Here is a 14030-nt window from a genome sequence, read left to right on the forward strand (position 1 = left end):
CATGGCTGGCCCAGCCGATTTCCTGCTCGACCTCGTCCAGGAGACGCTCACCACCTTCCAGCAGGGGGTACTCGACACGTTCCCCCGGCTCGTGATGGGACTCGTCTTCCTCACCCTCTCGTACGTCGGTATCAAGATAGTGCTCAAACTGGCACACAGCGCCCTCGACGCCCTCTACCCGGAGGAACAGGACCTCATCGTTAGCCTCGGTGTGACCGTCATCGGGGTCTTCCTCTGGTTCGCCGCCGGACTGGCGCTCCTGAAGATACTCGGGATGGGCGACGTGGCCGCCAGTCTCGGCACCGCGACCGGCTTCATCGCCCTCGGTGTCTCCTACGCGCTCTCGGGGATGATCGCCGACACGGTCGCCGGCGTCTACCTGCTGCGCGACCCCGATTTCAACCCCGGCTACCGCGTCACGACCGATGGGTTCACCGGCGAGGTCAGGAGCATCGGCCTGCGAAAATCGCGCATCCAACTCGAGAACGGCGACGTGGTCGTGCTCGCGAACGGGACCGTCGAGAAGAAGTGGACGCGAGAAGGCGACGAGACGGTGGACGCGGCCGGGACGAACTGAACTGGCGATTTCGAAGGAATCTGCCTGTTAGAACGCCAATACGTTCGGTTTAGATGAGGCAAAACATTACATTTTTCAATCGGAATCCGGAAGCACCCGACGGACAATGCCCGGAGAAACGTACGGCGTCATCAGTCTGCTGCCAGCGCTGGTCGCCATCGGCCTGACCCTCAAGACGCGACAGGTGTTGCTGTCGCTGTTCTCGGGGATCTGGCTCGGTGGAACCATCCTGGTCGGCTACAACCCGATCGCAGGAGCGGCCCGCGCGCTGGAGTTCGTAGTGAGCAACGTGACCGCAACGTGGAACATGAAACTGCTGCTGTTCACATTCTTCGTCGGCGCGATGCTGGGGATGATCTTCCTCTCCGGCGGGATGTCGGCGCTCGCGACCCGCATCGCCGAGCGCATCCAGACGCGCAAGCAGGCGGAGCTGGGCACCTCGATGCTGGGGATGCTCATCTTCGTCGACTCCTACGCGTCGACGATGATCACGGGCTCCGTGATGCGGCCCATCACAGACAAGTTCGAGATAAGCCGCGAGAAGCTCGCGTACATCCTCGACTCGACGACCTCGCCGACGGCAAGCATCGCCGTCGTCTCGACGTGGCTCGGCTTCGAGGTCGGGCTCATCCGCCAGCAGTTCGAGAACCTCGGTATCCAGGCCGACCCGTTCGTGATGTTCATCCAGAGCCTCCCGTTCCGGTTCTACAGCATCCTGGCGATGGCGCTGGTGTTCGTCGTCATCCTGACCGACTGGGAGTTCGGCCCGATGAAGCGCGCCGAACAGCGGGCCGAACAGACCGGGAAGGTCCTCCGTGACGGGGCGGACCCGCTCATCGAGACCCAGGAGGACGACATCGAGACGCCCGAACACGTCGAGCCGCGCTGGTGGTACTTCGCGGTCCCCATCGTGACGCTGGTGTTCATGACCGGATTCAGCCTGCTGTTCACCGGCGGGCTGACCATCAGTGGCGTCCTCACGCCACTGTCGAACGGGGATTTCGGTGGCCTCACCACCGCACTCGTCGACGCGATTTCGAACGCCTCGACGGCCGACTCCATCCTGTGGGCGGCCTTCGCGGCCTCGGGGAGCATCCTCGCCATCCTGGTCGGGCACGCCCGCATCGGGCTCGAACCGGTCTCCGACGCCATCTTCGAGGGCTTCAAGATGGTGATGTTCCCGGTCGCGGTGCTCTCGCTCGCGTGGTCCATCGGTGCCGTCTCCCAGACGCTGGGTGTCGGGCCGTACATCGTCGGCATCTCCGAGGGCGTCATCACCGCCGCGATGCTGCCGGCCATCGTGTTCGTCACCTCGGTGCTCATCTCGTTCGCCATCGGCACGTCGTGGGGGACGATGGGCATCCTGTTCCCGGTCGCCATTCCACTGGCGTTCAACCTCGGCGCACCGCTCCCGTCGGCCATCGGGGCTATCCTGACGGGTGCGCTGTTCGGTGACCACTGTTCGCCGATCTCGGACACGACCGTGCTCTCGTCGATGTTCGCCGCGAGCGACCACGTCGACCACGTCAACACGCAGATCCCGTACGCAGTCCTCGCCGGGAGCATCGCGACGATCCTGTTCCTCGGGAGCGGCTACGGTCTCCCTGCCGTCCCGGCGCTGCTCATCGGGTTCATCCTGCTCGTGGGTGGCGCGTACGTGCTCTCGGAGCACATCGACGTCGCACGCTTCTCGATGTACGACAACGACGCAGACCTCGGCGTCTCGGACGACTAAGCCGACACGCGTCGCTCGCTGTTTCTTTCGAACGTCGATGACAGAGCCGCTTGGCTCGTCGCGACGGTCAGTTCGAGCCCAGCAGCTTGGCCTCGACCTTCCGCAGGTGCTCGTGGAGCGTCGTCTTCGAGATGCCGACTTCTTCGGCCAGCTCGTTCCCCGAGACGTTCCGCGGCCGGTCGTAGTAGCCACGTTCCCTGGCGAGCTCGAACACCTCGCGCTGGCGGTCCGAGAGGGTCTCGACGTCCAGCGTCGGCGCGTCGACGCTGCTCCTGCTCGTGATCTTCTGGACCTCGATGTCCGCGTCCTTCTCCTCGCGCACCGCGTCCAGTCGGTCCTGGATCTTCTCGCGCGGGTAGTCGACAGCAACCGTCCAGAACTCCCACCCGTCACGGATACGGATGGGCTCCTGGGGCAGGAATCCGCGTGAGACGAGCGCGTCGTGGATGCTGTCGTCGGGGTCGTACTCCACGAGCAGGCTCCGGCGCGCCTTGTTCGACAGCACGGAGTCGCTCCCGAACTCCTGCTGGTTGAACATCTCGGTCACCGAATCGGTGTGCTCGGAATCGGTGGTCACCCTGACGAGGTCGTCCAGCGCCGCCGTCGACTCGCCGTAGCCGACGACGTGGGTCTTCACGTGCCCCTCGACGAGATACACCGCGTTGACGAGCAACCGCGCGTCCGTCTCGGCGGTCACCTCTCGCATCCAGCAGTCGGGATGCGAGAGCTTGAGGACGAGCTGGTAGCCGTCCTGGCCGGACGGGGTCGGGCCGCCGGCAGGCGCGTCGCCCTGCGTGGACGGCTCGCCGTGTGTATCGGGTGCCATGATGTGTGTCTCCTCGTACTGTTGCTGACTATCGGTGTTAATTCCTCTCTTGCTGGGGGCGGTTGTTCCGGACGTCCAGCAGCGGCAGGGTCACGGTCGGGTTGACGATACGGTACAGGCCGACGGTCAGCAGGGGGATGGCGAACAGGGCGATGAAGAAGTACGCCATGATGGTGTATCCCTGTGCGACGAGTGCGATGATGCCGACCCGCGAGAGGATGGTCGCGAGCACGAGGATGCTGCCGCCGAGCAGGCCGCTCTGGAGGCGGGTGAGGCCGTCGGCGTCCTCGAACGTCGCCGTCGACAGCTGGTTGATGCTCTCGTCGACGCGGTCGATGATGGCGTGGATGAGGCCGACGCTCGTCTCGATGAGCGTCCAGCCCATGACGACGCCGTAGAGCGCGATGATGGCCGGGCTACCGATCTGGTCGAGCATCGCCAGCCACGGCACCTCGGCACCCATGACGGCCTCGGACGGGTAGAACCCGAGCAGTGCGAGGTAGGTCAGGGTGAACGGAATCGTCATCAACAGCCCGGCGAGCAGGCCGGAGACGATGGACTCCTTGCGCGTCTCCTGGCGGTGCAGACAGAAGAACACGGCCGGGTACACCGCGAGGTTGTAGCCGACGTACAGCGCGCCGGATGAGAGGACCGACCCCAGCCCCGCGTCAGCCACGTACGAGGTGTTCGCGCTCGCGAACACCGTGGTGACGTCACCCCAGACCTGGGACAGGACGACCACGCCGAACGTGATGTAGGCGAGGTAGAGGAAGCCGGTGCCGACCATCTTGAAGCGCTCGATGAGGCCCGCACCGAAGTACGTCAGGACGCCGACCAGCCCGATGATGCCGACGATGCCACCGAGGTAGGGGATGCCGATGGTCTGTTCCATGATGTTCCCCGCGGCCGACGCCATGATGGCGATGATGAGCACCGCCATGGCGAGGAAGATGACGTCGAACAACGGCCACGCCGGCCCGATTATCTGCTTGATGAAGCCCTTGTACTCGTACACGCGGAACGTCCGGGCGAGTTCGAACGTCAGCATGGCCATCACGGTGAACCCGACGAAGATGGCGAGTATCGACAACCAGCCCGCCGAACCGTACTTCGCGCCGTAGGTGACGACCTCGCGGCCACTGGCGTAGCCACCGCCGATGAGCACCGACTGCAGGATTATCGCCGGCAGGGCTATCTTTCCGAACCGTCCACTCACGAGCCGCTTGAATATCGCGGCCGTACTCTGATTGTCAGCTTGTGACATGGGTATGCTACGGAGAGTACTGGTCGAGTATCGTGCTAATACCCACCACCGGACATGTCTGGTCGTCGCACGGGTGTCCGACCCCCACCGGACATGTCTGGTGCTGGTACTTTGGTCGACTCCGTGAGACTCCGGGATATGAACCTCTACTCGGCGTTCGACCCGGCAACGCCCGTCATCGTGCTCGCGGAAGGCGAACTCGGCACGACGGGGGGGAAGACCGCCAACGGCGTGGTGATGCACAGCGAGCTGTTCGACGCACAGGCCGTCATCGACTCCACCTGTGCCGCCTCCGACGCGGGCAGCGTCCTCGGCAGGGACGACGTTTCGGACGTCCCGGTCGTCGATAGCATGGCCGAGGCCCTGGAGACGGCCCCCGACGCAGCGGCGCTCGTCATCGGCGTCGCCCCCGCCGGCGGTGCCCTGCCGGACGCCTGGGTCGAGGACATCCAGCAGGCGATGCGCGCGGGCTGTGACGTGGTCTCGGGGCTGCACGTCTTCCTCAGCGAGGACGAGGAGTGGCAGGGCCTCGCCGACGACTGTGGTGTCGCGCTGTTCGATGTGCGAAAACCACCCGCCGAGTCCGACCTGCGCGTGGCCGACGGTCGGTCCCTCGACGTGGACGCCACCGTCGTCCTGACGATGGGGACCGACTGCGCGGTGGGCAAGCGAACCACGACGTTCGAACTGTACCAGGCCGCACAGGCGGCCGGCCTCGACGCGGGCTGGGTCGCGACCGGGCAGACCGGCATCATGATCGGTGCGGACCGCGGGGTCGTCATCGACCGCGTCCCTGCGGACTTCACCGCCGGCGTCGTCGAGGACCTCGTCTGTGCGGTCGCAGCGGACCACGAGTTCGTCTTCGTCGAAGGGCAGGCAGCCCTCACGCACCACGCGTACTCGGGCGTGACGCTCTCGATTCTGCAGGGTGCCGCCCCGGACGCGGTCGTGCTGGTCGACGACCCGTCCCGGAAGACCCGGACACACTTCGACCGGCTGTCGGTCGCCGGCGTCGAGGCGGAACGACGCGCCATCGAAGCGCTCTCGGATGCCCCCGTCGCCGCCGTCTCGACCTGGGCCGACGGCGAGGATGCAGCCGACCTGTACGACCTGCCGGCCGCGAACGTCTACGAGGCCGACGGGCCGAGCCAACTGCTCGCCGCGGTCCGTGACTCGCTATGACCACCATCACCAGCCTCACCGCGAGCGCGCACGACCTGTCCCTCCGGGAGCCGTTCGAGATAAGCCTCGGGACGCGCGAACAGGCCCGGAACGTACTCGTGACGGTCGAGACCGACTCCGGCGTCCGGGGGTACGGCGAAGGCTCACCCCTCCCCCCGGTGACCGGTGAGACCCAGCGCGCCGCGCTCGCGACGGCCCAGGCCACCGCGTCCCTCCTCGAAGGTCGCGACGTGCGGAACTACCGGGCCCTCGTGCGTGAACTCCGGGACGCGTTCCCGGGAGCCGTCTCGGCCCTGTTCGCGGTCGAGACGGCCATCCTCGACGCCTACTGTCGCGAGCGGGTGATTCCGCTTTCGGAGCTGTTCGGCGGGCCCGCGACCCCCGTCGAGACCGACCTGACGGTGCCCATCCTGCCGCCCGAGACGGCAGGCGAGCGGGCCGGGGCTGCGGCCGAGGCTGGCTTCGACCAGCTCAAGGTCAAGACCGGTGGGCGCGTCGCCGCCGACCTCGAACGGGTCGTCGCCGTCCACGAGGCGGCCCCGGAGGCGACGCTGAAGGTGGACGCGAACCAGGGGTGGACCCCGGCCGAATCCGAGCGGTTCGTCGAGGGCCTCGCCGCGCGCGGCATCGACCTCGCCCTGCTCGAACAGCCGGTCGCGAAGGACGATATCGCGGGGCTCGCCCGGGTCAGAGACAGCGTCTCCGTGCCGGTTGCTGCCGACGAGGCCGTCTTCTCGCCCGCCGACGCCATCCGGGTCGTCCGCGAGGACGCGGCCGACGTCATCAACGTCAAACTGGGCAAGTCCGGCCTGCTCGAGACGGCGGCCATCGCCGACATCGCGAGGGGGGCGAACCTGGAGCTGATGGTCGGCTGTATGCTGGAGAGCGCGGTCGGCATCCACACGAGTGCCCACCTCGTGGCCGGCCTCGGCGCGTTCGACTACGTCGACCTCGACGGGAACCTCCTGCTCGCCGAGGACGTCACCGACACCGCCTTCGGCCCGACCATCGCCCCGTCGGGACCGGGGCACGGCGTCGAACCGGGTTCGTAGCCCCGGCAGCGCCGTCCCTCGCCCCGGGTACACCTCCCGTTCCTCCGCGTTCGACTCCCGCCAGTCCCGCACGGACTGGCACCGTTCTGCCAGAGCACTCATCAGGCTCCTCGACGATACTCAGGTAGATGGTCGAGGAGCACCAGCTCGACGGTGCCGAAGCGAGACGATACGAGCGACGGTTCCGTGACTCGCGCGCCTTCGAGTCGCTCCTCGCCGAGGCAGCAGTCGACGTCGCCCCCGAGGAGTTCGAACGTGTGTCGGTGACCCACCGGACCGGCGCGGACGGTGAGGCGCTGGTGGACATCAGACTCCGCCGCGAGGGGACCGGCCCGGAGCCGTGTCCGGCGTTCATCTACGACGGCTTCGAGGCCGAGGTCGACACGACGGTCGAGCTCGAGGCGACGTACCGCGACGGCGAGCTCAGCGAGGCGGAGCTGACGACCGGCGGCAAGGGGGGCGTGCTGGTCGGCCGCAGCAGGGTCTGGACCTACCGTGGCGGTATCGTGGCCGACGGCTCGTGGCTGTCCTGAGTGTCGTGGTCGCCCCGGACCGTGGTCGCACGCGGAATAGCCATGACAGCACCCGATCTCGGGTTCCCGGCCCGTGATTTCGTCACCAGTCGGGAACTGGACGTGTTATTTTCGGGGACGGCCTACGGTAGAGTGAGGGTGAGGTAATCACCCGACAGGGAGCAACGTACCGCCCCGAACGTCTGCCATACACTACCGGGGGTGGGCCGACTTCCTGCCTGCCAAGTTCAGTACCGATCTCGGTCGGCGCGGACTGCCACCGCCGCCGGCCACTGTCGCTCAGGACGGGTCTGCCACTTCGTACCCGGCCTCCATTCTACACCATCGCCGAGCACGGACACGAGACGGTGTGTCCGGTTCGCCGCTTCCTACGCCTCTACCAGTCGCGCCGGAGCCAGAGCCATCCCCAGCAACACCACCGGTCCGACGATGAACCCACCCCAGGTCACCAGCGACAGGACACCTGCGACCGCGAGCCCGAGCCGGGTTCCGACGGCCACCGTCCCGTCCGTCCGAAGCGCGAGTCGGACCGCCCAGAGCCCGCAGACCACAGGGACGACGACGAAGATGGCAGTGACCACCGCCCCGGCGGTCGGGCCGGTGTGCCACAGCGCGAGCCCCATCTGGACGAGCGTGTTCACGCCGGTTCCGACCAGGACCAGACCGGCAGCGGCCAGCAGCACCAGCGCCGGCGTCTGTAGCCAGTCGCGGCCTCGCCGTTCCCAGACGAGGTTCAGTCCGACCAGCACCGTGAGCATGAACGGGCCGAGGACGACGAGCGGATGCTTCCCCTCCCAGAGGTGTGTCTGGACCAGGTCGAACGGGACGGTCAGGTACTCGACCGGCGAGAACTCCTCCGAGTAGCCGAGGGCGACACCGGCCGGGCCGCTCCGGTTCTCGGGTTCGTAAATGGCCACGAGGTAGGTCGTCTGTGACTCGACCGACCGGGAGAGTTCGGCGGTCTGGTAGTTGGCCGACGGCGCGAACGGCTCGTAGCCAGGTTGGGCAGGTCGCTCGCCTTCGACCACGACAGCGCCCATCCCGTCGGGGACGGTCACGCCAGCCGGGACGCCCTCGGTCCCGTCGAGCGACGGACTCATCACGACGATGGAAGGAGTGAACTCGCCGTCCCGGGGTGTGAACGTCGACACCTGGAGTCGCTCGCCAGCGTCCAGCGAGAACCGGTAGTACTTCGCGTCACCCGTGTCGAGCCGGTCGTAGAACGACCACGACTTGACCGCGTCCGGGACCTCGACCGCCCGCTCGGGACTGGTATTGTCGACGGGGAAACTCGGCACGTGTGCCAGCACGGGCACCGCCAGCAGGCAGAGCACGAGGAGGACCACGCCGGCGCGGACTATCTTCATTACCTGCAGTCGAGGCGACCGTCGTGCATCACGATACTCCCTAACAGGTGAGTACTCAGACCCCCTCGACAACGCTTTTTTAGGCCCGCCTAAAACCATCTGCATGGGCATCGACACCGGTTCCGACCCGGCACTCGAGCATCTGCGAATCGCGACACTCGACGAGATACCCCCGAACGGGACGCTCCGGTTCGAGGTCGAAGCTGGCGGGTATCGCATCGAGGCCATCCTCTGTCGCGCGGGAGAGACGGTCCTCGCGTGGGAGAACGCCTGTCCGCACGAACCCGACGTGAAACTCGACCGGGGCCTCGGTGCACTCGTCACGAACGAGCAGATCGTCTGTCACAAACACGGTGCACAGTTCAACTGCGACGACGGCTTCTGCACCCGCGGGCCGTGCCGTGGGGAGTTCCTCACACCCATCGCCGTCGTAGTCGAGGATGGCGCGGTGTACCTCACGGACGACCGGTTCGACGCCTGTCGCCCGCTGGGTCTCTACTGACGGGACTGCAGTATCGACCATCCGCGGTCCTCTCGCGTCCCGCCCCGTCAATGGGTCCGGTATCACAAGTACCATCATACCCCGCGACGCAGTGGTTCGTATTCAGGTGGTTCAGTGACCGAGAAACGCGAATACACGGACGACTATCCGGACAAGACACTGTATATCCCGGGCCCGACCGGGGTGCGCGAGGACGTCATCGACGCGATGTGCGAACCGATGTTCGGCCACCGCATGGACCGGATGACGGACCTCTACACGACCATCGTCGAGGACACGAAGGAGTTCCTCGGCACCGATAACGACGTCATCATCCTCACGGGCTCTGGCACCGAGTTCTGGGAGGCTTCGACGCTCAACCTCGTCGACGAGAACATCCTCGTCCCGACCTGTGGCAGCTTCAGCGAGCGCCACGCCAACGTCGCCGAGCGACTGGGGAAGAACGTCGACCGACTCGAGTACGAGTGGGGGCAGGCGATCAAGCCGGAGGACATCCGCGCAGAACTCGAATCCAGCGACAAGCACTACGACGTGGTCGCGACGGTGATGAACGAGAGTTCGACCGGGGTCCGTAACCCCATCGAGGAGATCGGCGACCTCATCGCCGAGTACCCGGACACCTACTTCGTCGTCGACGCGGTCTCGTCACTGGGTGGTGATCACGTCGACATCGACGAGCACAACATCGACGTGCTCTTTGCGTCCTCCCAGAAGGCGTTCGCGATGCCCCCGGGGCTCGCCATCTGTACCGTCAGCCAGGACGCCTACGACCGCGAGGTCTCGAAGGACTCGGCGTCGTGGTACGGCGGCTTCCAGCGCTGCATCGACTACTACGACCGCAAGGGCCAGACGCACTCGACGCCCGCGATTCCGGTCATGCTGGCCTACCGAAAGCAGATGAAGTACATGCTCGAGGAGGGCCACGAGGGGCGCAGCGAGCGCCACCGCGAGATGGCCGAGTACACCCGTGACTGGGCGTACGAGCACTTCGACATGTTCCCCGAGGAGGGCTACGAGTCCCAGACGGTGGCCTGCATCGAGAACACGCAGGGCATCGACGTCGCCGCGACCATCGAGGAGGTCTCCGAGAAGTACGACATGGTCTTCTCGAACGGCTACGGCTCCGCGCTCGGCGAGAAGACGTTCCGTATCGGCCACATGGGCGAACACGACGTCGAGTCCATCAAGGCCCTGACCGACGCCATCGAGGACGTCGCCGGGCTGTAGAGTCTGACGAACCGGCCCACTCTCCTCGTTCCCGACCTCAGGCCCGCAACGCGAGCATACTGTCGTGGGTTCGCACGTACAGCGTGGAGTCCACGGCCGCCAGGCGACGCGGGCCGCCCACGTCCAGCTCCCAGAGACGCTCGCCGGATTCGCCATCGAGGGCGGTCAGTGGAAACCCGCCGAACACCATCCCGTCGGCGGCTATCGCCTCGGCTCGCCCCGTCACATCCGCCCGCCACCGTCGGCTGCCGTCCGGTCGTCGCGCGACGAGGCCACCACCGTCACGCTCCGTCGGGACGAGCACGGAACCGTCGCCGAGGAGGGTGAGATACGAGGTTCCGTCACCATCGAATCCACCTCGTTTCTTCCCAGCCGTGTCGTACACCACGACGGGTTCGCCGTCGTCGAGGAAGTTGTGCTGCGGGACGTAGATTCGACCCTCTCCGACCACCGGGTGTCCCGAGACCGCCGGATAGTCGCTTTTCGCCCGCCAGCGTTCCGACAGCGTTCGGCCGTCGACCTCGTACCTGACCAGGATTCCCGCGAACGCAGCGTACAGTCCCTCGCCAGCCGTCGCCATGTTCCGAACCCAGTCGCCCCGCTCACGGACGATTGCCCCGGTGTCGGCGTGGAGCGTCCAGTACTGGCTCCGACCCGCGACGAACACGTATCCGGACTGTTCGTGGATATCTCGAATCTGGTCCGGGATGGTCGTCCGCCACTGTTCCTCACCGTCCGGCGACCAGGCGACGATGTCCGCTTCTGGGGTGTCCCAGTTGAACTGGTAGAGCCGGCCATCGACGTACGCCAGTTGCGCCGGTGCGTCGGTACTGCGCGTCCACAGGACCTGTCCGTCGCTGGCGTCGAGGGCGAGCAGTTCGTACTCCTGTTCGACGAACACCCGTCCCTCGGCGACGACGAACGAACCGCCATCGCGTGACGAGTAGTCGAACTCGCGTCGCCAGTCGACCGTGGGCTCGGTGCGCGGTGGCGTCGCATGCGGGTTGTAGTTGGTGTTCGCGGGGCCGTACCCCTGCTGGGCCCACGTTCCGGGTGCGGGCTGCCAGTCGGGAGCGACCCGTCGCTCGGGAGCACTGCGCCGGAGGTCACCGAGACGTTCCTGGACCATGGTGCAGCCAGCGAGTGACAGCATCGTGACAGGGCCAGCAGCCTGCAGGAACTGCCGACGGCGGCTGGAGGGCATACAGACATGTCTCGCTGCGAGGAAGAAAGATGCATCGGAGTTTTTATAGGATATTTCGGAGCGGGCCCAGTGGTAGACGACGTGGTTCCCGCCCCGCGATTTCGTCACCACTCAGCAACTGGATGTGTTATCTCCGGGGACCGCTTACGGTAGAGTGAGGGTGAGGTAATCACCCGACAGGGAGCATCGTACCGCCCCGAACGTCTGCCATACACTACCGGGGGTGGGCCGACTTCCTGTCTGCCAAATCTCAGTGTCGATTCTCGCCGGCGGGGGCTGCCACCCCTGCCGGCAACTGTCGCTCAGGACGGGTCTGCCACCGACTGACCGACCACCGCTTTTCCCCGAGAGCTGCTGTGCGGACTCACTCCGCCCGACCGAACCACTTCGCGAGCCCCGCGCTCGTCGCCATCTCCACCACCCCGAAGGCGACCGCCGGAAGCGACGCGATGGTCGGCAGGCCGGCCGCGATGACCAGTGCGGCGGCGACGGCGAAATCGCGCATCCCGACCGAGAGGACCGAGGCGATACGGGTCGGCCGGGCCGACCACGTTCCGAGCAGATAGCCGACGCCGTACCCGAGCACGTTCAGGGCCACGACGCCCGCACCCACGCCGGCGAGCAGCGACAGGTTCGACCGGACGACGCCCGCATTCGCCGCGGTCACGCCACCGATGATGACGACGACCATCGTCGCGGAGACGGCGGGGTAGAACTCGTCGTAGGCCCCGACACGGTCGGGTCGCCACGCCCGCAGACCCACGGCGAGTAGCATCGGTGCGACCACGGCCAGAAGCAGCTGTTCCACGATCGGGCGCGTCGGCACGTCGATACCGCCGGCGAGGAGGGCGACGACGGCGGGGATGAACCCGACGCTCCCGACGCCGATGACCACCAGTGCAGTCGTCGCGAGCGCCGTGTCTCCGTCCGCGAGTTCGGTCATCACCGGCGTCACGAGTTCCGGCGTGACCGCACCGAGGATGACGAACCCGACAGTCAGTTCGGGCGAGAGACCGAGGGCGTGGGCGACGGCGAACGCGAGGAACGGCATCAGGACGTGCCCGAGGAGGACGACCCCGAGCGCTCGCGACTCGATTCGCCGGAACTCGTCGACCGAGAGCGTCAGCGAGATGCTCCCGATCATCACCGCGAGGACGAGGGTCGAGGCTTCGGTCACGACGGCGACCGCGGGGACGGCGAGCCCGGCGGCGACAGACAGCAGTATCCACAGCAACAGGTAGTCCTCGATGGCGTCGGTGAGTCGCGTCCCCATTGGTTGCAAAGAAGTGGCCGTGGCCGGCGTATTACGCCACCGGTTCTGTGAGCGGCGCGAGACACACGGCGGGACGGCCTCCGGTTCCCGGGCGACGGTGACGAGTCACCTGCTCGAAGCCGTTCTACGCGGTTCCCGCACGGTGGTTTCGTCACGTGCCAGAATCTGCGCATGTTATGGCTGGGGGGCGCTTACGGTAGAGTGAGGGTGAGGTAATCACCCGACAGGGAGCAACGCACCGCCCCGAACGTCTGCCATACACTACCTCGGGTGGCCGGGCTCCTGTCTGCCGAACACAGTGCCGATTCTCGCCGACGCGGACCGCCACCGCCGTCGGCACCTGTCGCTCAGCATGGTCCGGTACCTGCCGATTCCTCCGATTCTCCGCCGTCCGAGAGGGTCCTTTTGCCTCCAACAACCCTACTCTTCCGCCGACTCCCCCTCGTACGCGTCGAACCAGCCGGTGACGGCCTGCTCGAGCGCACCGGTGGTACTCCCCAGGTTCAGCAGCTGGTACCCGTCTGCCACCTTCTGGTTGACGTCGTCCATCCCGAAGCCGAGGCCACCAACGGGAACCCCTGCATCGATGGCCCGAGAGCGAACCGACTCGACCGCATCCTGGACTGCCGGATGGTCGATCTCTCCGGGATGCCCGAGCGAGACCGAGAGGTCGAGGGGGCCGATGAAGACGAACCCCAGTTCGGGGACCGAAAGGATCTCGTCCAGGTTCTCGACGGATTCTTCCGTCTCGATGGTGACGCCGACCATCGTCTCGCGGTCTTCCGTGTCGATGTAGTCGGCACCGAGTCCCCATCGTCTGGCCCGCGGTGCCCCGAGCCCCCGGTCGCCGGGGGCCCCATCGTAGCGGAACCGTGCGGACTTGACGGCCGCTCGGACCTCTGCTGCGGTCTCGACGCGTGGGAGGAACACGTTCCGGACCCCGAGGTCCAGGGATTTACGGAGCAGTGTCGGGTCCGTACCGGGGAGTCGAACGAGCAGTTCGAGGTCCGTCCGGTCTGCGGCACGCAGCAGGTCCTCCATCCGCCCCGCGTCCCACGGGTCCGGTCCACCGTGTTCGAGGTCGAGCCAGACGAAGTCGACGCCGAGTTCCCCGTAGAACTCGACGAGTGTCGGGCTGTAGGTGTTGTCGAGCACTCCGAGCGCGACGCCGCCGCGTTCCAGGGTGGCTGCGAGGCCGTTCGACAGTTGTTGTCGTGTCATTGCTCTCTCTACCACCGCTGCCGGGATATGTCTAGTGCACGATAAACGTTCGACACAGAATCGACGA

13 protein-coding genes are annotated in these 14030 nt (G+C 66.4%); 7 read left to right on the forward strand and 6 right to left on the reverse strand.

The genetic code is table 11. The features are described from left to right. Nucleotide 1: 1 nt before the first annotated feature. Together ACSC1S_RS10365 and ACSC1S_RS10370 are read left to right on the forward strand one after the other, a co-directional pair. Nucleotides 2-577, forward strand: a complete 576-nt coding sequence (locus ACSC1S_RS10365) for a mechanosensitive ion channel domain-containing protein (protein ID WP_435364221.1) — start codon at nt 2-4, stop codon at nt 575-577. A gap of 106 nt (nt 578-683) precedes the next feature. Beyond that, a complete protein-coding gene (locus ACSC1S_RS10370; RefSeq protein WP_435364222.1) occupies nt 684-2312 on the forward strand; it encodes a Na+/H+ antiporter NhaC family protein in 1629 nt (542 codons plus the stop codon). Between the two features lie 67 nt (nt 2313-2379). On the opposite strand, the gene ACSC1S_RS10375 is transcribed toward ACSC1S_RS10370, so the two are convergent. Further along, nucleotides 2380-3138 carry a helix-turn-helix domain-containing protein gene (locus tag ACSC1S_RS10375; RefSeq protein ID WP_492766633.1) on the reverse strand — a complete coding sequence of 253 codons (759 nt, stop codon included), beginning with the start codon at nt 3136-3138 and terminating at the stop codon, nt 2380-2382. Nucleotides 3139-3175: 37 nt separating this feature from the next. Further along, nucleotides 3176-4402: a YkvI family membrane protein gene (locus tag ACSC1S_RS10380; RefSeq protein ID WP_435364223.1), complete on the reverse strand. Its 1227-nt coding sequence runs from the start codon at nt 4400-4402 to the stop codon at nt 3176-3178. 138 nt (nt 4403-4540) lie between these two features. On the opposite strand from ACSC1S_RS10380, the gene ACSC1S_RS10385 reads away from it, so the two are divergent. The 3 genes from ACSC1S_RS10385 to ACSC1S_RS10395 all read left to right on the forward strand — a co-directional run bounded on the left by ACSC1S_RS10385 (nt 4541) and on the right by ACSC1S_RS10395 (nt 7169). After that, on the forward strand, nt 4541-5584 hold the full coding sequence (locus ACSC1S_RS10385; RefSeq protein ID WP_435364224.1) for a DUF1611 domain-containing protein: 1044 nt from the start codon (nt 4541-4543) through the stop codon (nt 5582-5584). Continuing rightward, on the forward strand, nt 5581-6636 hold the full coding sequence (locus ACSC1S_RS10390) for a dipeptide epimerase (RefSeq protein WP_435364225.1): 1056 nt from the start codon (nt 5581-5583) through the stop codon (nt 6634-6636). The genes ACSC1S_RS10385 and ACSC1S_RS10390 overlap by 4 nt, the downstream gene beginning before the upstream one ends. Before the next feature lie 128 nt (nt 6637-6764). Further along, nucleotides 6765-7169 (forward strand): hypothetical protein, encoded by a 405-nt coding sequence (locus ACSC1S_RS10395; protein WP_435364226.1) that lies wholly within the window; start codon nt 6765-6767, stop codon nt 7167-7169. A gap of 368 nt (nt 7170-7537) precedes the next feature. Here ACSC1S_RS10395 and ACSC1S_RS10400 read toward each other — a convergent pair whose 3' ends face one another. After that, complete coding sequence (locus tag ACSC1S_RS10400) at nt 7538-8536, reverse strand: hypothetical protein (RefSeq protein WP_435364227.1); 999 nt, start codon at nt 8534-8536, stop codon at nt 7538-7540. A gap of 103 nt (nt 8537-8639) precedes the next feature. Between ACSC1S_RS10400 and ACSC1S_RS10405 the strand changes: the two genes are divergently transcribed. Both ACSC1S_RS10405 and ACSC1S_RS10410 read left to right on the forward strand, forming a co-directional pair. Further along, nucleotides 8640-9038 (forward strand): Rieske (2Fe-2S) protein, encoded by a 399-nt coding sequence (locus ACSC1S_RS10405; protein WP_435364228.1) that lies wholly within the window; start codon nt 8640-8642, stop codon nt 9036-9038. A gap of 114 nt (nt 9039-9152) precedes the next feature. After that, nucleotides 9153-10265 (forward strand): pyridoxal-phosphate-dependent aminotransferase family protein, encoded by a 1113-nt coding sequence (locus ACSC1S_RS10410; protein WP_435364229.1) that lies wholly within the window; start codon nt 9153-9155, stop codon nt 10263-10265. A 37-nt stretch (nt 10266-10302) separates the two neighbouring features. Here ACSC1S_RS10410 and ACSC1S_RS10415 read toward each other — a convergent pair whose 3' ends face one another. The 3 genes from ACSC1S_RS10415 to ACSC1S_RS10425 form a co-directional block, all read right to left on the reverse strand. Then, nucleotides 10303-11469 (reverse strand): outer membrane protein assembly factor BamB family protein, encoded by a 1167-nt coding sequence (locus ACSC1S_RS10415; RefSeq protein WP_435364230.1) that lies wholly within the window; start codon nt 11467-11469, stop codon nt 10303-10305. A 364-nt stretch (nt 11470-11833) separates the two neighbouring features. Next, nucleotides 11834-12742, reverse strand: coding sequence for a bile acid:sodium symporter family protein (locus ACSC1S_RS10420; protein WP_435364231.1), 909 nt, complete (start codon nt 12740-12742; stop codon nt 11834-11836). 420 nt (nt 12743-13162) lie between these two features. After that, nucleotides 13163-13963, reverse strand: a complete 801-nt coding sequence (locus ACSC1S_RS10425; protein WP_435364232.1) for an HpcH/HpaI aldolase family protein — start codon at nt 13961-13963, stop codon at nt 13163-13165. Between the last annotated feature and the right edge of the window lie 67 nt (nt 13964-14030).

Source organism: Haloarchaeobius pelagicus, assembly GCF_051207375.1.
Lineage (GTDB): Archaea > Halobacteriota > Halobacteria > Halobacteriales > Natrialbaceae > Haloarchaeobius.

What these genes read in the sequence shown, in the direction of transcription:
- ACSC1S_RS10365 (WP_435364221.1), top strand. Translation starts at nt 2, where the DNA reads ATGGCTGGCCCAGCCGATTTCCTGCTCGACCTCGTCCAGGAGACGCTC.
- ACSC1S_RS10370 (WP_435364222.1), top strand. Translation starts at nt 684, where the DNA reads ATGCCCGGAGAAACGTACGGCGTCATCAGTCTGCTGCCAGCGCTGGTC.
- ACSC1S_RS10375 (WP_492766633.1), bottom strand. Translation starts at nt 3,138, where the DNA reads ATGGCACCCGATACACACGGCGAGCCGTCCACGCAGGGCGACGCGCCT.
- ACSC1S_RS10380 (WP_435364223.1), bottom strand. Translation starts at nt 4,402, where the DNA reads ATGTCACAAGCTGACAATCAGAGTACGGCCGCGATATTCAAGCGGCTC.
- ACSC1S_RS10385 (WP_435364224.1), top strand. Translation starts at nt 4,541, where the DNA reads ATGAACCTCTACTCGGCGTTCGACCCGGCAACGCCCGTCATCGTGCTC.
- ACSC1S_RS10390 (WP_435364225.1), top strand. Translation starts at nt 5,581, where the DNA reads ATGACCACCATCACCAGCCTCACCGCGAGCGCGCACGACCTGTCCCTC.
- ACSC1S_RS10395 (WP_435364226.1), top strand. Translation starts at nt 6,765, where the DNA reads ATGGTCGAGGAGCACCAGCTCGACGGTGCCGAAGCGAGACGATACGAG.
- ACSC1S_RS10400 (WP_435364227.1), bottom strand. Translation starts at nt 8,536, where the DNA reads ATGAAGATAGTCCGCGCCGGCGTGGTCCTCCTCGTGCTCTGCCTGCTG.
- ACSC1S_RS10405 (WP_435364228.1), top strand. Translation starts at nt 8,640, where the DNA reads ATGGGCATCGACACCGGTTCCGACCCGGCACTCGAGCATCTGCGAATC.
- ACSC1S_RS10415 (WP_435364230.1), bottom strand. Translation starts at nt 11,469, where the DNA reads ATGCCCTCCAGCCGCCGTCGGCAGTTCCTGCAGGCTGCTGGCCCTGTC.
- ACSC1S_RS10420 (WP_435364231.1), bottom strand. Translation starts at nt 12,742, where the DNA reads ATGGGGACGCGACTCACCGACGCCATCGAGGACTACCTGTTGCTGTGG.
- ACSC1S_RS10425 (WP_435364232.1), bottom strand. Translation starts at nt 13,963, where the DNA reads ATGACACGACAACAACTGTCGAACGGCCTCGCAGCCACCCTGGAACGC.